Source organism: Streptomyces sp. NPDC048185 (assembly GCF_043202495.1).
Taxonomy (GTDB): domain Bacteria; phylum Actinomycetota; class Actinomycetes; order Streptomycetales; family Streptomycetaceae; genus Streptomyces.
In genome coordinates this window covers 343,250-360,061 of sequence record NZ_JBIDAN010000002.1, presented here as the reverse complement: position 1 = coordinate 360,061, position 16,812 = coordinate 343,250, and the positions used below count along the sequence as shown (strand labels likewise).

Below are 16,812 nucleotides of genomic sequence, written 5' to 3'. Positions count from 1 at the left end.
CGTCCGCGGGTGCCGGTCCCGTCCCGGCGGGACGTCAGTCCGTGCCCTCCAGACGGAATCCGAGCTTCAGACCCACCTGCCAGTGTGCGACCTCGCCCTCCTCGATCTGGCCGCGCACCTGGGTGACCTCGAACCAGTCCAGGTTGCGCAGGGTCTGCGAGGCGCGGCTGATGCCGTTGCGGACGGCCTGGTCGACGCCGTCGGGCGAGGTGCCGACGATCTCGGTGACCCGGTAGGTGTGGTTCGACATGCGGGTGCTCCCTTCCGCGGGGCGGGCGGCGGTGTCGCGTGTGTCGCGCGTCACTCCACCGTGCCCCACCCGACGGCGGAGCGCGAGGCGTCGGCTGCCGCGCCGGTCGCCCCCGTCGCCGCCCCGGTCCTGCCGACCCCCTTGACCCGGGCATTGGTCCATACCAAAATCCCAAACACCCGTACGAGCCTCACGCTCGTCCCCCCACGTCGGGTCTCCCTTCGCGTGCGCGGGACCCACCGGTCCGCCACCGACACTGTTCGATCAGAAGGACCCCCTCGTGAGACGTCGCCTCCTCGCCCTAGTCTGTGCCTCCGCCTCCCTGCTCAGCGGTTGCGGCCTCGTGTCCTCGGACGGCGGGAGCGGGCGGCGCGCCGTCACCGTGTGGCTGATGAAGGGCAGCGCCTCGGAGGACTTCCTGGAGCGCTTCACCGAGGACTTCGAACGCGAGCACCCCGATCTGGACCTCGACATCCGCATACAGGAGTGGACCGGCATCGGCGAGAAGGTGCAGGACGCGCTGGAGTCCGACGGAGGTGACGCACAGCCGGACGTCATCGAGGTGGGCAACACCCAGGTGCCGCAGTACGCCGAGGGCGGCCGGCTGGAGGACCTGACACTGGAGTCGATGCGCGACTGGGGCATCCGCGACTGGCTGCCCGGCCTCGCCGAACCGGGGGAGTACCTGTCCCAGCAGTTCGGCATCCCCTGGTACGCCGCCAACCGCGTCGTCATCTACCGCAAGGACCTGTTCCGGCAGGCCGGTGTCACGGAGCCGCCGCGGACCCGCGAGGAGTGGCTCACCGTCACCGAGAAGCTCGACCGGGGTGCCGGCCAGGGCATCTACCTGGCCGGACAGGACTGGTACACCCTGTCCGGCTTCATCTGGGACGAGGGCGGCGACCTCGCCAAGGAGAGCGGTGGCGTCTGGACGGGCGCGCTGGACAGCCCGGCCGCCCTGCGCGGCATGGACTTCTACCGTGAACTGCAGGCCCTGGGCGAGGGACCCGTCGACGCCGACGAGGAACACCCGCCGCAGGCCGGCGTGTTCGCCGAGGGCCGGGTCGCGCAGATCATCGCGGTGCCGGGGCTCGCCCAGACCGTCCTGCGCGAGAACCCGGGGCTCAAGGACAAGCTGGGATTCTTCCCCGTGCCCGGCAAGAGCGCCGACAAGCCGGGGGCCGTGTTCACCGGCGGATCGGACCTCGTCGTCCCCGCCAACACCGACGACCGGGACGGCGCCGTGGCCGTGCTGGAGGCCCTCACCGGCGCCAAGTGGAACACCGACCTGGCCCGCACCATGAACTACGTCCCCAACAAGAAGTCGCTGGCCGCGGAGGTCGCGGGCGAGGAGGGCGTCGAGGCGATGGCCGCCGGCGCCGCGCAGGGCCGGGCGACCCCCGGCACGCCCCTGTGGGGCGCCGTCGAGGCGGACAACCCGATCAAGGAGTACATGACCAAGGTGCTCACCGGCGCCGAAGCGCGGCCGGAGGCCGAGCGCGCCTCCGACCGCATCGGCGAACTCCTGGACCCCGGCGCCGGCTGACCGGACGCCGGGTCTCGGACACCGGCGCCCGGTTCAGCGCGCCCGGCCCAGCGCGCCCCGGTTCAGCGCACCCGGCTCAGCGACAGCGCGAAGCGTTCCTCGCCGTCGGTCCACCAGTGGGTGAGGTCCAGGCCGGCCGCGTCCAGTTCCGACCGCACGCCCTCGCGGCGGAACTTCGCGGACACCTCGGTGCGCAGGTCCTCGCCGGCGGCGAACTCCACGGCCAGCTCGAGCGCCTGGACCTTGACCGTCTGCGCCGTGCGCGAGCGCAGCCGCATCTCGATCCACTCCCGCTCCGGGTCCCACACCGCGACGTGGTCGAAGGCCGCGGGCACGAAGTCGGCGTCCAGCTCGCGGTTGATCACGGCCAGGACGTTCTTGTCGAACGCGGCCGTCACTCCCGCCGCGTCGTCGTACGCCCGCACCAGCACCCGCTCGTCCTTGACCAGGTCCGTGCCCAGCAGCAGCCCGTCGCCGGGCGAGAGCAGGCCACGGACGGACGCGAGGAACGCGGCCCGCTCGGCGGGCAGCAGATTGCCGATCGTGCCGCCGAGGAACGCCACCAGCCGGGGACCCGGCGTGTCCGGGAGCGTGAGCCCGGCGGTGAAGTCGGCGATCAGCGCGTGCACCCGCAGCCCCGGCCGCTCGGCGGCGATCGCCCGCCCCGCCTGCGTGAGGGCGCTCTCGCTGACGTCGACCGGCACGTACGCGTCCAGCCCGGTCAGCGCGTCGAGCAGGTGCCGCGTCTTCTCCGAGGAGCCCGAGCCCAGCTCGACCAGCGTGCGGGCACCGGTCGCGGCGGCGATCTCCCCGGCCCGGTCGACGAGGATCTCCCGCTCGGCCCGGGTGGGGTAGTACTCGGGCAGCGCGGTGATCTCCTCGAAGAGCTCGCTGCCCCGGGCGTCGTAGAACCACTTCGGCGGCAGCGACTTGGGCGTACTGGACAGGCCCGCCAGGACGTCGGCGCGCAGGGCGGCGTCCGTGGTGTCCTCGGGCAGCGTGCGGGTGAGACGGAACGGGCTCACGTGCGGGGCTCCTTCACGGATACGGAAGCGGCCGTGGCCGCGGGCACCAGGGTGTTCTCGCGCTGATCCTCGAGCGGCGTCAGCAGCACGTCCCTGCCGCTCGCCGCGAGCAGGGTGCGGTCGGGGACCTCCTGCCAGTGCGGGTCGTCGTCGTACGGCTCGGAGGCGACGACCGTGCCGCCGCCGGGCCGGGCCAGGTACCAGAGGGTGTCGCCCCAGGCGGTGGCCGCGACGGTCTCGCCGTCCGTGAGCAGCAGGTTCAGCCGGGACGTGGGGGAGGCCGCGGCGACCTCCAGCACCGTGTCGGCCAGCGCCCGCGCCGCGACGCGCGGACGCGGCTCGCCCGCGGCCGCGGAGCGCAGCCGGTGCAGCACGAGCGCCCACACCAGCGCCGAGTCGTTGCGGGCCTCCAGCGACAGCAGTTCCCTCGCCGGCAGGGACCCGGCCACCCGCTCCAGCGAACCGGGCCAGCCCGCCACGGCGCCGTTGTGGCTGAACAGCCAGGGACCCGCGGCGAACGGTGCCGCGGCGGCCTCCGCGTCGGCACCCGCCAGTGTCGCGTCCCGGACCGCGGCCAGCAGCGCGCCGGTCCGCACCACCCGGGCCAGGTCGGCGAAGGACTGGTCCGCCCAGATCGGCCCGGCCCGGCGGTAGCGCGCAGGCACCGGGTCGCCCTCGGCGTACCAGCCGACGCCGAACCCGTCGGCGTTGACCGTGCCGTACCGCTGGCGCCGGGGCGCCCAGGACTGGCGGTACAGGGCGTGCGCGGGCTCCACGAGGAGCCGGCCCAGGGGCTCGGCCGGGCCCACGTAGGCCAGGTGACGGCACATCAGGACGCCTCCGCGGAACGCGCGGTGCGGAAGCCGGAGAAGATCTGCCGCCGGATCGGGTAGTCCCAGTTGCGGAACGTGCCCCGGCAGGCCACCGCGTCCACGGCGAACGAACCGCCGCGCAGCACCTTGTGGTCCGGCCCGAAGAACACCTCCGAGTACTCCCGGTACGGGAACGCCCGGAAGCCGGGGTACGGGGCGAAGTCGCTCGACGTCCACTCCCACACGTCGCCGATCAACTGCCTCACCCCGAGCGGGGACTCACCGGCCGGATAGCTGCCGGCGGGCGCCGGACGCAGGTGCCGCTGGCCGAGGTTGGCGTGCTCCGGGCCCGGGTCGGCGTCGCCCCACGGATAGCGCGTGGAGCGGTCACCGGCCGGGTCGTGCCGGGCCGCCTTCTCCCACTCGGCCTCGGTCGGCAGCCGCCGCCCGGCCCAGCGGGCCCACGCGTCGGCCTCGTACCAGCAGACGTGCACCACCGGCTCGTCGGGCGGCACCACCTCGGTGACGCCGAAGCGGCGGCGCAGCCACTGCCCGCCGTCGCGGCGCCAGAACAGCGGGGCCGTGACCGCGTGGCGGCGGATGTGGTCCCAGCCCTCCGGGGCCCACCAGCGCGGGTCGTCGTATCCTCCGTCCTCGATGAACGCCTGGTAGGCGGCGTTCGTCACCGGTGTGGTGTCGATGAAGAAAGGGGCCACCTCGCGCCGGTGCGCGGGCCGCTCGTTGTCCAGGGCCCACGGCTCCGTCGAGGTGCCCATCGTGAAGGGACCGCCGGGCACCAGCACCTCCGCGGGCCCGGTGAACAGCGGCACCGGGTCGGGGTCCGGGGCCGTCAGGGCCTGCGGCCCCCTGCGGAGCTGGTGGGTGATCAGCATGGTCTCGTCGTGCTGCTGCTCGTGCTGGGCGATCATCCCGAAGGCGAAGCCGGCCTCGGTCAGCCGCGTCCCGTGGAACGCGGCTCCCTCCAGGACGTCCAGGGCCCGGCCGCGCACGTCCGCCGCGTACCGGCGGGCCTCGTCCGGCGGCAGCAGCGGCAGCGCGGGGCGCTCGGCACGCGGATGCTCGAAGGCGTCGTACAGGCTGTCGATCTCGGGCCGTATCGCCTCCTGCCCGCCGACGGCGCGCAGCAGCCACTGCTCCTCCTGGTTGCCGATGTGCGCGAGGTCCCACACCAGCGGGGACATCAGCGGCGACACCTGGGCGGTCAGGTCGGGGCCCTCCACGCAGCTGGTCAGCAGCGTGGTGCGCTCACGGGCCGTGACGAGCGTGGCCAGGGCCCGTTCGCGGAGCGTCTCGGCGTCCACGCGGGGTTCGGCGGCGGGTCCCGTGCCCGGGCCGCCGGCGGGGTCCGTGACGGAGTCGGTCATCGTCGGGTCTCCCTCCCGTGCGGGCCGGGGCCCGCGCCGTCGTGCGTGTCCAGCAGGTCGTCGGCGGGGCAGCGGCCCCGGTCGACATAGCGGTCCCGGTACGCCGCGACCGCGTCCGTCACCCCGGTGGTGGCGCCGAGCCGCGGCAGCGCGTCGAGCGCCGCCGCGAAGCACACGGCGGCCGCGTCGCGCAGCTCCGGATCGGTGAGGGCGTCGCGCGCCGCGGCCCGGTACAGCGGGTTGTGCGGGGCGGGCTGGCCCAGGGTGCGCTCCGCCAGGGGTTTCACGGCCCGGTAGGCGGTCTCGGAGGCCTCCTGGTCGTCGAACAGCGCCGCCGTCACGGCGAGCGGCACGATCCAGCCGTCGTCACCGGGCTGCGCGTCGATCATGCGCAGCTCCAGATGCCCGCGCGGCCTGACCGGCGGGAACAGCGTGGTGAGGTGGTAGTCGAGGTCCTCCCTGGTCGGTGGTCTCGGCGACCGGACCCTGGTCCACTCCCGGAAGGTCATGCCGTCCGGCACCTCCCAGGGGCCGCCGCCGTCCCGGCGTACGCACATCACCGGGGCGTCCAGCACGTGCCGCGCCCAGGTGCGGCGCGGGTCGGCGTCCAGCGGGGGGCCGCCCGCCCGGCCGGCGCCGATCTGCGTCCACCGCAGTTGCCGCGTGGACCGCCACCCGGTGGGCCGGCCACCGGACAGCGGGGAGTTGGCGAACGCGGCCACGAGGACCGCGCCCAGCTGGTGGGCCAGCCACCAGCGGCGTACGTGGCCGAGCGGGCCGGGCTCCTCGTGCCCGGCGTCCAGGCACACCTGCACGGACGCGGTGGCGCACATCATGAAGCGCCCCGCGGGGCCGGTGCGGTCGAGACAGGCCTCCATCGCGTCGTACCGCGGCCGGCGCAGGTACCGGCGGGGAGAGCGCCACGGGTCGTGGCCGAGGCCGACGAGGGCGAGACCCTCCTCGCGCAGGACCGCCCGGACGGCGTCCAGATCGGCCCGGACGGCGTCGACGCACTCCATCAGCGAGGCGGCGGGCAGGGAGCTCAGTTCCAGCTGGCCGCCGGGTTCGACGGTCAGCGACGAGTTCAGCGGTACGGGCCGCAGCGCGGCGTAGACCGCTTCGAGTCTTTCGTCCGTCACCGGGAGCCGCGGCGCGCGCAGCTCGTGGACCAGCCACTCCACCTCGACACCGAGGCGCGAGGGCGGACCGGTCTTGAAGCAGATGCCGTGGACCAGCGCCTCGACCTCGGCTTCCGTGACGGTGGTGCGTGGCCGCGTACAGCCACCTACCGCATCGGACATGTCGGGATCCTCCTGAGATTCCACCATGTCGCCGACCCTGTTCGTGGTGGGCCGGGTCGGCACACTCGTCCCACCCAAGACCCTCACGCCGCTCCGCACAAGGGTGCATATCGGGACGTTCCAGCTCCGTCATCTCCACGACCCGACCGTTTCCGGGGGCTTCCCCCCTCGTTTCCCGGGCAGGGAAATCACGTTGCGCCGCACCACCAGCATCACCCAGGATTCCCGCATGAGCACGACGGGGGAGACCGCGCCGCGCGCGGTCATGGCGTCCACGGGGGTGGCGCCATGAGCGCGCGCCTGCGGGGCATCGCACAGCAGACCGAGCAGATCGTCATGGCGGGGGCCTATCGCACGCCCGGCGGACGCGAGGTGACGGTCGCGGCGGCGGTCGAGGCGGCCCGCGAGGGCACCAGGATGTACGGGCCGGAGCCGGTCGGGGTGCCCTCGTCCGTCCCGGTGACGACGGTCCTCGAGGTCACGGGCGAGAGCAGCCTGGAGGCCGCGCGCCGGCTCGGCGGCGAGGTCGCCGTGCTGAACTTCGCTTCCGCCCGCAACCCCGGCGGCGGGTATCTCAACGGCGCCCAGGCCCAGGAGGAGGCCCTGTGCCGGGCTTCCGCCCTGTACACCTGCCTGCTGCGGGCCCGCCCGTTCTACGACCACCACCGGGCCCACCGGGACCCCTTCTACAGCGACCGCGTCATCCACTCACCGGCCGTGCCGGTCTTCCGCGACGACCAGGGACGGCTGCTGGAGACGCCGTACACGGCCGGATTCCTCACCGCCGCCGCACCGAACGCGGGCGTGGTGCTGCGCACCGCACCCGAGCGCGCCGGCGAGCTGGGCACCGCGCTGGCCGTGCGCGCCGAACGGGTGCTGGAGACGGCCGCGGCCCACGGCTACCGGCGGCTGGTGCTCGGCGCCTGGGGCTGCGGCGTGTTCCGCAACGACCCGGCCCAGGTCGCGGGCGCCTTCCGGACGCTGCTCGGACCCGGCGGACGCTTCGCCTCGGCGTTCGAGCGGGTGACGTTCGGCATCCTGGACCGCACACCCGGCGGCCGGGTCCGCGCCGCGTTCGCGCGCACCTTCCCGGAGGCCGTCGCCGACGGGCGTCAGCTCCAGCCGTAGCGCTCCCGCAGCCGCTGCCGCACGAGGCCGAACCGCATCCGGTCCAGTGCGCACGCCTCGCGGCGCATACCGGCCTCGTGCAGCCGCAGCACCCGGTCCACGCCGACCCAGGAATCCCGCCCCGACCGGTCCCACGGCCCGCTCCCGATCGGCACCCAGTCCCGGTCCCCGTCGTGCCGCTTGCTGGAGAGCTGCACGGCGAGCAGCGTGCCCGCCGGCTCCCGGGCGACGACGAGCACCGGCCGGTCCTTGCCGCGCCCGTCGTTCTCCTCGTACGGCACCCAGGTCCAGACGATCTCGCCCGGATCGGGGTCCCCGTCGTGTTCGGGCGCGTACTCCGTCCGCACCCGGCCCACCTCCCGGGGGTCCGCCCGGGTGGTCGCGGAGGGGCCGTGGCGGCCGGGTACGTACGCGTCGCTGTCGTCGGTGCTGCGGGTGGAGGCGTTCACGGCCGTACCGTACGCGACGCGTACCGAGGCGGCCGGACCGGTCGGCGCCGCCCCCGGCCGGATGGCAGGCTGATGACCGGCCCCCTTCCGTACGAGCACGAGAACAGGAAGCCGACGTCATGACCGACAAGCTCACCGTGAGCGTCCTGGGAACCGGCATCATGGGCGCGGCGATGGCCCGCAACCTCGCCCGCGCCGGACTCACCGTCCACGCCTGGAACCGCAGCCGGGACAAGGCCGAGCCGCTGGCCGCCGACGGCGTGCTCATCGCCGACGGCCCCGAGGAGGCGGTGCGGGACGCCGACGTCGTCCTCACCATGCTGTACGACGGCCCGGCCGCCCTGGACGTCATGCGCCGCGCCGCCCCCGGCCTGCGCGCCGGCGCCGCGTGGGTGCAGTCGACCACCGCCGGCCTCGACGCGGTCGCGGACCTCGCCGCCTTCGCCCGCGAACACGGGCTGGTCTTCTTCGACGCCCCCGTGCTCGGCACCCGGCAGCCCGCCGAGGCCGGCCAGTTGCTCGTCCTGGCCGCCGGTCCGGCCGGCGCGCGCGACACGGTGGCGCCCGTCTTCGACGCGGTCGGCTCCCGCACGGTGTGGACCGGCGAGGACGGTGCCGCCGGCAGCGCCACCCGGCTCAAGCTGGTGGCCAACAGCTGGGTCCTGGCCGCCACCAACGCGGTCGGCGAGGTCCTGGCGCTGGCACAGGCGCTGGGCGTGGACCCCGACGGCTTCTTCGACGCCATCGCCGGCGGCCCCCTCGACATGGGCTACCTGCGCGCCAAGGCCGGCCTGATCCGCGACGGCGCCCTCACCCCACCCCAGTTCGCCGTCACCACCGCCGCGAAGGACGCCCGCCTGATCGTCGAGGCGGGCGAGCGCAACGGCGTGCGCCTGGACGTCGCCGCCGCAGGCGCGGAGCGCCTGGAGCGCGCCGCGGCCCAGGGACACGGCGGCGAGGACATGGCGGCGGCCTACTTCGCCAGCTTCGACGAGAAGCCGTCCGACTGAGCGCGTCCGGGGTACCGGACGAGCGGAAGACACAGAATGCCGGAGCAGACCGGAAGCGACCACGACACGAAGGAGCCCCATGTCCAAGCCCCCGCTGCCGCCCGAGGCCGTCGAACTGCTGCGCCGCCCGAACCCGTGCGTGATGGCCACCCTCCGCTCGGACGGCAGTCCCGTCTCCACGCCCACCTGGTACGTGTGGGAGGACGACGGTCGCGTCCTGATCAGCCTCGACGAGGGCCGCGTCCGCCTCAAGCACCTGCGCCGCGACCCGCGCGTGACCCTCACCGTCCTGGACGGCGACGACTGGTACACGCACGTCACCCTCATCGGCCGCGTCACCGAGACCCGTGACGACGAGGGCCTCGCCGACATCGACCGGATCTCCACGCACTACACGGGCAACGCCTACCCGGACCGGGTCCGTGCCCGGGTCAGCGCGTGGATCGAGGTCGAGCGCTGGCACGGCTGGGGCTCGATGAAGGACAGCGACCAGGCATCGAGCTGAGGCCCGGCCCGGCCGGCGGCGAGCCGGCCGGGCCCGTCCTCAGCTCGCGAAGGCCGCCTGCGGGGCCGGGGAGGGCACCGCGGCGGGAGCCGCGGCCGGCCCGTCGAAGGGGTGCCGCCACAGGCCCCGCGCGGCCAGCCGCGGCAGGACGCCCTCGCCGAACCAGTACGCCTCCTCCAGGTGCGGGTAACCGGAGAGCACGAACTCCTCGATGCCCAGGGACGCGTACTCCTCGATCCGCTCCGCGACCTCCTCGTGGCCGCCGACCAGGGCGGTGCCCGCGCCGCCGCGCACCAGGCCGATGCCGGCCCACAGGTTGGGGTGGATCTCCAGGCCGTCGCGGGCGCCGCCGTGCAGGGCGAGCATGCGCCGCTGCCCCTCCGACTCGCTGCGGGCCAGCCCCTCCTGCACGGTCCGTACCGTCTCCGGGTCGAAGCCGGACAGCAGCCGTTCCGCCTCCGCCCAGGCCTGCGCCGAGGTGTCGCGGGTGATGACGTGCAGCCGGATGCCGAAGCGCAGGGTGCGGCCCTCCTTCGCGGCGAGCTCCCGCACCCGGGCGATCTTCTCGGCGACCTGCGCGGGGGGCTCGCCCCAGGTGAGGTAGACGTCGACGTGGCGCGCGGCGACCGCCAGCGCGGACGGCGACGAGCCGCCGAAGTAGACCTCGGGCACCGGGTCGGGCACGCGGGTCAGCCTGGCGTCCTCCACCCGGAGGTGCTCGCCGTGCAGGTCGACGCTCCCGCCGCTCCACAACTGCCGGACGGCGCTCAGGAACTCGCCGGTACGGCGGTAGCGGGCGTCCTTGTCGAGGAAGTCGCCGTAGGCCCGCTGTTCCCGGCTCTCGCCGCCGGTGACCACGTTCAGCAGGAGCCGTCCGCCGGACTGCCGCTGGAAGGTGGAGGCCATCTGCGCGGCGAGCGTCGGCGACAGGAGCCCGGGCCGGAACGCCACCAGGAACTTCAGCCGCTCGGTGTGCCGGCTCACCATGGCGGTGGTCAGCCAGGCGTCCTCGCACCACGCGCCGGTGGGGGTGAGCGCGCCGGCGAAACCGACGGTCTCGGCGGCCCGGGCGATCTGGCTCAGGTACGCCACCGTCGGCGGCCGGTCCCGGCCGGACGTCGTGGCCGGTGTGCCGTGGCCGCCGCCGACGACGTCGCGGCTGTCGCCGTTGGTGGGCAGGAACCAGTGGAAGGTCAGGGACATGCCGTCTCCGATCAGGGGTCTTCGGGGCGCCGGGTCAGCTCGCCGCGACGAGCAGCGGGGCGTGCCCGAGGGCGGCGGAGAACTGGTCGACGATCTGGGTGAGGGCCTCGGCGGCGGCCGGGGCGACCGACAGGGTCCCGTCGTCGTGCCGGGTGATGTCCCGGTCCAGGGTGAACCAGCCCTGGACGACGTGCCGCGCGCCCATCGAGGACAGCACCGGCCGCAGGGCGTAGTCGATGGCCAGCACATGGGCGACGCTGCCACCCGTGGCGAGCGGCAGCACCGTCTTGCCGGTGAGCGCGTACTGCGGGAGCAGATCCAGCAGTGCCTTCAGCACGCCGGAGTACGCGGCCTTGTAGACCGGGGTGCCGACGACCACGCCGTCGGCGGCGGCGAACAGTTCGGTCGCCTCGGCGATGGCCGGGTGCGTGAAGTCGGCGCCCAGCAGCGCCTCGGCGGGGATGGTGCGGACGTCGAGCGGTATCACCCGGTGGCCCTGGGAGACGAGCCGCTCGTCCAGGTGGCGCAGCAGACGGTGGGTGCGGGAGGAGGCGGAGGGGCTGCCGGAGACGGACAGGACGGTGGCCATGGGGACCTCTTTCGAGAACGCCGGGACGCCTGCGCGCGCCAGGGCACGCGAGGGTCGGGGCAGGGGACATGAAGGCCGGCACGCGGGGACCGGGGCGCGAGGGAGCCGGCTCGTCGGAAGCCCGCCGTACGCGCGTCGGCGTGCGCGGGCGAGGGGACGGCTCAGCGGGGAAGGTGCCGATCGCCGCGGACCACGCGGCGCCGCGAGCGGGCGGCGGCCGGCCGGCGGGAGCGTCAGACCCGGCGGCGACAGCAGGCGCTGGAGACACGCGCGAGGTCGACGTGGCGTCGCCGCGTGAGATCCGGTCGCGTCTGCTTCATGACGGTGATCGTGGCAGCGGGCCCGCGCGGCCGTCAAGGAACAGCGGTCCGTTCCCGGCTGTCCTCCGCGGGATTTCACACGGGTGTGACAAGGGCGCCGCCGCTGTGAAGGCAGTCCCGACCACGCGCCATGTGGGCCCGCCGGCGGGGTACTTGAGCCCGTATGACGCTGCCCAAGCCGCTCAAGAACGCGCTGATCGTCGTGCTGACCTACGCCTGCGCCGTACTGATCCTGCGGTACCGGCGCGACGGCATGGACTGGGGCCCGGCACTGCTGATCGCCCTGGTCGTGACGCCGCTGGCCCTGCTGTTGTCCGCGGGGCGGGAACGGCTGATGGGCACGGCCCGGCGAGCGGGCGAGCGGGCGCGGGAGCGCCGACGGGGGCACGCCGCCGAATAGCGCGGCGGCGGGCGTCCCGGACGCGCGGCGTGGCACCGACGCCGGCCATGCGTGCGGGGCCGTGCGGGGCAAGTCGGTGGCTGCCGGACATGACCTTTCGGGCCACATTCACTTCGACGGTTTTCGGCCCGTGAGGCCGCACGGGAGACGCCCCTTCCGTGCCCCCGCTTCGCACCCTGCCCGCTACCGAAGCGGAACACCCCGCGCCAAGGGCGTGATTCGGCCTGACCACCCGTCCCGGCCGGGGCCCGTGGTGCCGTGGAGAACGGCGGATTGATGTCGCTGTCTCCCCGTGCGGCCGCATCCCGTGCTTCTCGGGCGGGAGCCCGGGGCAGACGGCTGGGGACATTGGGGGACGAGCCCGGTGGTCCGCGCGGACGGCCGGGAGACCTTGGGGGGTCGTACATGGTGCGTGTTCTCGTGGTGCACGACGCGCTGCTGCTGCGCTCGGCACTGGCTCAGCTTCTCCTGTCCGCCGACGGACTCGAGGTCTCGTCCATGTCCTCCCGGGGCGAGGGGCCGGGCGAGGACGACTTACCCGCGGACGTGTGCGTCGTGGACGGGGACTGTCTGGACGGCACGGAAGAACTCTGTCGCGCACCCTACTGGGACCGGTGCGGGGCCCGGCTGGTCGTCCTCGCGGCACCGGAACGCCCGGGCGTGCTGCGCAGGGCGTTCGACGCGGGAGCGCTCGGCTTCGTCGCCAAGGACGCCCCGTCCCACCGGCTGATCGACGCCGTGCACACCGTCGCCAAGGGGGAGCGGTTCATCGACGAGAGACTCACCGTCGCCCTTCTCGAGGCGTCCAGAACCCCCCTGACGGCCCGTGAGCTCCATGTGGTGGCGCAGGCCGCGCAGGGCTCCTCCGTCGCCGAGATCGCCGTCGCCCTGCACCTGTCACGGGGCACGGTGCGCAACTACATGGCCAGTGCGATACGGAAGGTCGGGGCACGCAACCGGGTGGACGCCATACGCATCGTCCAGAGCGCCGGCTGGGTGTGAGGAGGCGGGGCACGGCGCGCGCACCGGTCACCTCCCGGACTCGCCCCAGTGCCCCACCAGATCGCGGTAGAGCGGTGAACGGCCGAGGAGTTCACGGTGTGTCCCGCAGGCCGCGCCCACGCCGTCCAGCACCAGGATCCGGTCGGCGCGCAGCGCCGACGACATGCGGTGGGCCACCACGACCAGCGCGCCCGGGCGCCGGGCGAGGGCCTCCTCGGCCCGCGCCTCGGCGGCCGGGTCGAGATGGCAGGTCGCCTCGTCGAGCAGGAGCAGGCGCGCCGTGGACAGGTGCGCGCGCACCAGCACGAGCAGCTGGCGCTCGCCCTGCGAGAGGTCCCCGGGAGCGAGCGGCGCGTCCAGCCCGCCCAGGCGCTCGACGAGACCGCCGGCACCGAGCTCGCGCACGGCGGCCCGGACGTCCGCCTCGGACGCGTCCGGCCGCAGGTACGTGAGGTTGTCCCGCACCGTGGCGGTGAAGACGTACGCCTGCTGCGGCAGCAGGACGCGCAGGGCGGCCAGTTCGGCCGGACCGCGGCCGGCGACCGGGCGGCCGGCCACCTCCACCGCACCGCCGCTGGGTGCCAGTGTCCCGGCGACCAGACGGGTGAGGGTCGACTTGCCGATGCCGCTGGGCCCGACGACGGCCAGGTGTTCACCGTCCTCCACCCGCAGGTCGAGCGCGTCGAGGACCGGCTCGGCCCGCGCACCGTAGGACAGCGTCACCGACCGCAGTTCCACGGCGGGCGCCGCCGGCCCCGCCCGCCGGTCCGCGTCGGTGACGGGCGCCGCCGGGGGCGTGCCGGTGAGCGGCGGACGCGGCTCCGTCCCCGTGATGCGGTCCAGGACCACGAGCAGCCGCGTGCCCGCGGCACCGATCGCCGTCATGAGGGTGTGCAGCGCGGGCAGCAGCGACTGGGCGAGGTACGTGAAGGCACCCAGCAGCGCCCCGGTGGTGACGCCCTTGCCGCGCAGCCACGGCACGGCCACCAGCAGCAGCAGGACCGGCAGCTGCCCCGCGAGACCGAGGGCCAGGGTGCGCACCGCGGCCCAGCGGGCGAGGACACGCGCGGCGGCGGCGGCGTCCTCGACGAGCCGTTCACCGCCGCACGCCACCTCTTCCTGCGTGCCGCAGGCGGTGATGTCGCGCAGTGCCCGCCGGGTCCGCGCCGCGTGATCGCCCAGCGCCTCGTCGGCGGCGAGGGCCCGGCGCTGCGCCGCCGCCATGGGGCGCAGCGTGACCAGGAACAGGGCCAGGCCCCCGGCGAGGGGCGGCACGACGACCGTCAGCAGCGCCGGGTCCAGCGAGAACAGGCCGAGCAGCGCGCCCGCGGCGGTGAACACGAACGAGCGCAGGGTCAGCACGAGCCCGGCGAAGCTGTCCCGCACGATCTCGACCTGGTTCGTGAGCCGCGACACCGCGGCACGGTCCCCGCCGCCGGGACGGGACTGCGCCTCCGCCATGGACCGCTCGACCGCCCGCCGCACCAGCCGGTCCCGCAACGGCTCCGTCAGACCGGCCAGTTGGGCGAAGACACCCCGGACCACGGGCGCCCCGAGGACCACGGCGACGGCGGCGACCGCCAGCCAGCCGAGCCCCGCGGCCGTGTCGCCCGCCAGGAAGCCCCGGTCGACGGCCTGGGCGACGCCGTACCCGACCAGGAAGGTCTGTGCCGACTCGGCCACCGACCACGCCCCGAGCCGGGCGAGGACGCCCTTGCGTCCGGCCAGGAAGCGCCGGGCGGACGGCGCCACCCGGCGCAGCGGGCCGGGCTCCCCGCCGGACCACGCCGTCCCGCCGGCGTCGGCGGCGGTCACGGCCGCGCCTCGCCGTGCAGGGAGGCGATCCGGCCGTCCGCCGCCCCGGCCCCGGCCTCGGCCCCTTCGGCGCCGGACCGCGCGCCGGTGGCGAACACCGCCCGGTAGGCGGCCTGTTCCCACAGCCGCCGATGGGGGCCGACCGCCCGGACCCGCCCGTTCTCCAGCCAGATCACCAGGTCCGCCCGCGCCGCGACCGACGGACGGTGCGCCACGACCAGGCGCGTGGTGCCGTCGAGGGAGTGGCGCACCGCCCGGTCCACGGCGTGCTCGGTGGCGGTGTCGAGGCTGGAGGTCGCGTCGTCCATCACGAGCAGCCGGCCAGCGTGGGCGAACGCCCGGGCCAGACCAAGACGCTGGAACTCCCCGCCCGACAGCGGCACGTCGGCGAGCGGGGTGTCGTACGTCCGCGGCAGACGGCGCACGAAGGCGTCGGCGCCCGCGACGCGGACCGCTGTCCGCACGCGGTGCGGCGTGGCGGGGCGTGCCCCGGCCGCGACGGCCTCCGCCACCGTGCCGTCACCGAGTTCCGGACGCGCGAAGGCGAAACCGACCTCGGAGCGCAGGCTCGTTCGGGTCAGGGAGTCCAGTGGGACGCCGTCCAGCAGCACCTCTCCCTCGTCGGGGTCGATCAGCCGGCCCGCCACGGCGGCCAGTACGGACTTGCCGGCGCCGCTGCGGCCCACGACTGCTGCCGTCGCCCCGCCGGGCACCACCACCTCGTCCGCCCGCAGGACCTCCGTGCCGTCCCGCCGGACGCGCACACCGCGCAGCTCCAGGACACCCGGGCCGCCGGCGGGCAGGGTCCGGCCGCCGTGACGCAGCGCGGGCAGGCCCTCCAGGGCGGCCGTGCGCTCGCGCGCCGTCCGCCCCCGGACCAGTGCGCCGAGCAGTGTGGCCGCGCCGCCGAACCCGGCGGCCAGCTGCGCGTACCGGCACACCGCCAGCAGCTCACCGACGCTCAGTGCCCCGGCGCCGAGCCGGAGCCCGCCGACGGCCGTGGCCGCCACCGTCAGCAGCGGGACGAGGACGCCGCCGGTGGCCAGCGCCCGCCCGTGCAGCACCCACATGCGCTCGCCCAGTGCGCCGAGCTCGGCCAACGGCCCCAGCACCCGGTCGCGTTCGCGTTCCGTCGTCCCGGCCGCGGCGATGGTCTCCGCGCCCTCCACGGCTTCCAGCAGGCGGCCCGCGATGTCCGACTGCACGCGCTGGTAGGCACGCACCGACGTGCCCGTGTCGCGCGCGAAGACCCGCAGCACCAGTACCAGGGCGGGCAGTCCGGCCAGGACGCACAGGGCGACCCACACGTCGACGAAGGCCAGCGCGACGAGCGCACCGGCCGGGGTGATCAGGGAAGCGGCCAGCGAGGCCCGGGCCGCCGGGGCGCCGCCCGCGTCGGAGGCGTTGAGCGTGACCCGTGTCCCGACGTCTCCCGCGGAGTACGGACGCGTCGCTCCGGGTACGGCGTGCAGCAGGCCGGTGAGGGCGCGGGAGCGGATCGACGCCGTCCAGGCGGCGGTGCACCGGCCGGTGAGCAGCGCGGTCAGGCCGTCGAGGAGGACCTCGCCGGTGAGCAGCAGCACGCTCACCGCGAGCCAGGGCCCGGCTCCGCCGTCGTACAGCAGCAGGTCCAGCGCCCGGCCGAGGACCAGGGGCTGCGCGACCGCGGCGGCAGCGGCCGCCACCGAGCACACCAGCACCAGCAGTTCGGGCCCACGGCCGGGATCCGCGCCGGGCGCGGTGCGCCCGCGTCGTCGCCGGGCCGGGGTCGTGTCCATCAGCCGCCCCTCCTCGTGGTCGGCGCCGCGCGCGGCGGCGACGGGACACGGCACCGGCGCCCCGGCGGTGAGGCCGGGACGCCGGTACCGGACCGTGCGGCCCGCCGCGAACCGCGCGGCGGGCCGCCTCGGACGTCAGTTACAGGTCGTGATGGAGAGGCTGCTGTCGCCGCAGAGCAGCAGGCTGGCGCGGCTGCCGGTCTCGACGTCCCCCATGGCCTCTTCCTTCGGGGTCTCCATCGACTGCAGGTCGAACAGGTTCATGTGCTCATCCCTTCGTAACGGACAACATTG

The 16,812-nt window shown here is 75.0% G+C and carries 18 protein-coding genes; 6 read left to right on the top strand and 12 right to left on the bottom strand.

The window, feature by feature from the left end:
- Positions 1 to 34 precede the first annotated feature (34 nt).
- Positions 35 to 250 (bottom strand): dodecin, encoded by a 216-nt coding sequence (locus ACGF3H_RS07610; RefSeq protein WP_362492581.1) that lies wholly within the window; start codon positions 248 to 250, stop codon positions 35 to 37.
- 280 nt (positions 251 to 530) lie between these two features.
- Between ACGF3H_RS07610 and ACGF3H_RS07605 the strand changes: the two genes are divergently transcribed.
- A complete protein-coding gene (locus tag ACGF3H_RS07605; protein ID WP_362492584.1) occupies positions 531 to 1,796 on the top strand; it encodes an extracellular solute-binding protein in 1,266 nt (421 codons plus the stop codon).
- 62 nt (positions 1,797 to 1,858) lie between these two features.
- Here the strand turns inward: ACGF3H_RS07605 and egtD are convergent, their stop codons facing one another.
- From egtD to egtA, 4 genes are read right to left on the bottom strand one after another with little or no spacing between them, the layout of a single operon-like run.
- Positions 1,859 to 2,821, bottom strand: coding sequence for an L-histidine N(alpha)-methyltransferase (gene egtD, locus ACGF3H_RS07600; protein WP_362492587.1), 963 nt, complete (start codon positions 2,819 to 2,821; stop codon positions 1,859 to 1,861).
- Entirely contained in the window at positions 2,818 to 3,651 is an 834-nt protein-coding gene (egtC, locus tag ACGF3H_RS07595; protein ID WP_362492590.1) for an ergothioneine biosynthesis protein EgtC, read from the bottom strand. Before egtC ends, egtD begins: the two co-directional genes overlap by 4 nt.
- A complete protein-coding gene (gene egtB / locus ACGF3H_RS07590; RefSeq protein WP_362492592.1) occupies positions 3,651 to 5,018 on the bottom strand; it encodes an ergothioneine biosynthesis protein EgtB in 1,368 nt (455 codons plus the stop codon). Before egtB ends, egtC begins: the two co-directional genes overlap by 1 nt.
- Entirely contained in the window at positions 5,015 to 6,319 is a 1,305-nt protein-coding gene (gene egtA / locus ACGF3H_RS07585; protein ID WP_362492595.1) for an ergothioneine biosynthesis glutamate--cysteine ligase EgtA, read from the bottom strand. Before egtA ends, egtB begins: the two co-directional genes overlap by 4 nt.
- 288 nt (positions 6,320 to 6,607) lie before the next feature.
- Here egtA and ACGF3H_RS07580 point away from each other — a divergent pair, with 288 nt between their 5' ends.
- Positions 6,608 to 7,447: a TIGR02452 family protein gene (locus ACGF3H_RS07580; protein ID WP_362492598.1), complete on the top strand. Its 840-nt coding sequence runs from the start codon at positions 6,608 to 6,610 to the stop codon at positions 7,445 to 7,447.
- On the opposite strand, the gene ACGF3H_RS07575 is transcribed toward ACGF3H_RS07580, so the two are convergent.
- Entirely contained in the window at positions 7,432 to 7,896 is a 465-nt protein-coding gene (locus ACGF3H_RS07575; protein ID WP_362492601.1) for a type II toxin-antitoxin system PemK/MazF family toxin, read from the bottom strand. The two genes, ACGF3H_RS07580 and ACGF3H_RS07575, sit on opposite strands and share 16 nt — an antisense overlap.
- 119 nt (positions 7,897 to 8,015) lie before the next feature.
- On the opposite strand from ACGF3H_RS07575, the gene ACGF3H_RS07570 reads away from it, so the two are divergent.
- Positions 8,016 to 8,906 (top strand): NAD(P)-dependent oxidoreductase, encoded by an 891-nt coding sequence (locus tag ACGF3H_RS07570; RefSeq protein ID WP_362492604.1) that lies wholly within the window; start codon positions 8,016 to 8,018, stop codon positions 8,904 to 8,906.
- 79 nt (positions 8,907 to 8,985) lie between these two features.
- Positions 8,986 to 9,411, top strand: a complete 426-nt coding sequence (locus tag ACGF3H_RS07565; RefSeq protein ID WP_362492607.1) for a PPOX class F420-dependent oxidoreductase — start codon at positions 8,986 to 8,988, stop codon at positions 9,409 to 9,411.
- A gap of 39 nt (positions 9,412 to 9,450) precedes the next feature.
- On the opposite strand, the gene ACGF3H_RS07560 is transcribed toward ACGF3H_RS07565, so the two are convergent.
- The 3 genes from ACGF3H_RS07560 to ACGF3H_RS07550 all read right to left on the bottom strand — a co-directional run bounded on the left by ACGF3H_RS07560 (position 9,451) and on the right by ACGF3H_RS07550 (position 11,523).
- Positions 9,451 to 10,614, bottom strand: coding sequence for an LLM class flavin-dependent oxidoreductase (locus tag ACGF3H_RS07560; RefSeq protein WP_362492610.1), 1,164 nt, complete (start codon positions 10,612 to 10,614; stop codon positions 9,451 to 9,453).
- Positions 10,615 to 10,648: 34 nt separating this feature from the next.
- Positions 10,649 to 11,203, bottom strand: a complete 555-nt coding sequence (gene ssuE, locus ACGF3H_RS07555) for an NADPH-dependent FMN reductase (RefSeq protein ID WP_362492613.1) — start codon at positions 11,201 to 11,203, stop codon at positions 10,649 to 10,651.
- 233 nt (positions 11,204 to 11,436) lie between these two features.
- Complete coding sequence (locus ACGF3H_RS07550; RefSeq protein WP_362492902.1) at positions 11,437 to 11,523, bottom strand: putative leader peptide; 87 nt, start codon at positions 11,521 to 11,523, stop codon at positions 11,437 to 11,439.
- Positions 11,524 to 11,686: 163 nt separating this feature from the next.
- On the opposite strand from ACGF3H_RS07550, the gene ACGF3H_RS07545 reads away from it, so the two are divergent.
- Both ACGF3H_RS07545 and ACGF3H_RS07540 read left to right on the top strand, forming a co-directional pair.
- On the top strand, positions 11,687 to 11,923 hold the full coding sequence (locus ACGF3H_RS07545; protein WP_362492616.1) for a hypothetical protein: 237 nt from the start codon (positions 11,687 to 11,689) through the stop codon (positions 11,921 to 11,923).
- 405 nt (positions 11,924 to 12,328) lie between these two features.
- Positions 12,329 to 12,925 carry a response regulator transcription factor gene (locus ACGF3H_RS07540; RefSeq protein WP_362492619.1) on the top strand — a complete coding sequence of 199 codons (597 nt, stop codon included), beginning with the start codon at positions 12,329 to 12,331 and terminating at the stop codon, positions 12,923 to 12,925.
- Positions 12,926 to 12,952: 27 nt separating this feature from the next.
- Here the strand turns inward: ACGF3H_RS07540 and ACGF3H_RS07535 are convergent, their stop codons facing one another.
- From ACGF3H_RS07535 to ACGF3H_RS07525, 3 genes are all read right to left on the bottom strand, one after another.
- Positions 12,953 to 14,740, bottom strand: coding sequence for an ABC transporter ATP-binding protein (locus tag ACGF3H_RS07535; RefSeq protein ID WP_362492622.1), 1,788 nt, complete (start codon positions 14,738 to 14,740; stop codon positions 12,953 to 12,955).
- Positions 14,737 to 16,518: an ABC transporter ATP-binding protein gene (locus tag ACGF3H_RS07530; protein WP_362492625.1), complete on the bottom strand. Its 1,782-nt coding sequence runs from the start codon at positions 16,516 to 16,518 to the stop codon at positions 14,737 to 14,739. The genes ACGF3H_RS07535 and ACGF3H_RS07530 overlap by 4 nt, the downstream gene beginning before the upstream one ends.
- Before the next feature lie 135 nt (positions 16,519 to 16,653).
- On the bottom strand, positions 16,654 to 16,782 hold the full coding sequence (locus ACGF3H_RS07525; protein WP_003972313.1) for a SapB/AmfS family lanthipeptide: 129 nt from the start codon (positions 16,780 to 16,782) through the stop codon (positions 16,654 to 16,656).
- Between the last annotated feature and the right edge of the window lie 30 nt (positions 16,783 to 16,812).

Bases quoted from the DNA above. Each gene is read 5' to 3' on its own strand.
- ACGF3H_RS07610 (WP_362492581.1), bottom strand. From the start codon at position 250: ATGTCGAACCACACCTACCGGGTCACCGAGATCGTCGGCACCTCGCCC.
- egtC (WP_362492590.1), bottom strand. From the start codon at position 3,651: ATGTGCCGTCACCTGGCCTACGTGGGCCCGGCCGAGCCCCTGGGCCGG.
- egtB (WP_362492592.1), bottom strand. From the start codon at position 5,018: ATGACCGACTCCGTCACGGACCCCGCCGGCGGCCCGGGCACGGGACCC.
- egtA (WP_362492595.1), bottom strand. From the start codon at position 6,319: ATGTCCGATGCGGTAGGTGGCTGTACGCGGCCACGCACCACCGTCACG.
- ACGF3H_RS07580 (WP_362492598.1), top strand. From the start codon at position 6,608: ATGAGCGCGCGCCTGCGGGGCATCGCACAGCAGACCGAGCAGATCGTC.
- ACGF3H_RS07570 (WP_362492604.1), top strand. From the start codon at position 8,016: ATGACCGACAAGCTCACCGTGAGCGTCCTGGGAACCGGCATCATGGGC.
- ACGF3H_RS07565 (WP_362492607.1), top strand. From the start codon at position 8,986: ATGTCCAAGCCCCCGCTGCCGCCCGAGGCCGTCGAACTGCTGCGCCGC.
- ACGF3H_RS07560 (WP_362492610.1), bottom strand. From the start codon at position 10,614: ATGTCCCTGACCTTCCACTGGTTCCTGCCCACCAACGGCGACAGCCGC.
- ssuE (WP_362492613.1), bottom strand. From the start codon at position 11,203: ATGGCCACCGTCCTGTCCGTCTCCGGCAGCCCCTCCGCCTCCTCCCGC.
- ACGF3H_RS07550 (WP_362492902.1), bottom strand. From the start codon at position 11,523: ATGAAGCAGACGCGACCGGATCTCACGCGGCGACGCCACGTCGACCTC.
- ACGF3H_RS07545 (WP_362492616.1), top strand. From the start codon at position 11,687: ATGACGCTGCCCAAGCCGCTCAAGAACGCGCTGATCGTCGTGCTGACC.
- ACGF3H_RS07540 (WP_362492619.1), top strand. From the start codon at position 12,329: ATGGTGCGTGTTCTCGTGGTGCACGACGCGCTGCTGCTGCGCTCGGCA.
- ACGF3H_RS07530 (WP_362492625.1), bottom strand. From the start codon at position 16,518: ATGGACACGACCCCGGCCCGGCGACGACGCGGGCGCACCGCGCCCGGC.
- ACGF3H_RS07525 (WP_003972313.1), bottom strand. From the start codon at position 16,782: ATGAACCTGTTCGACCTGCAGTCGATGGAGACCCCGAAGGAAGAGGCC.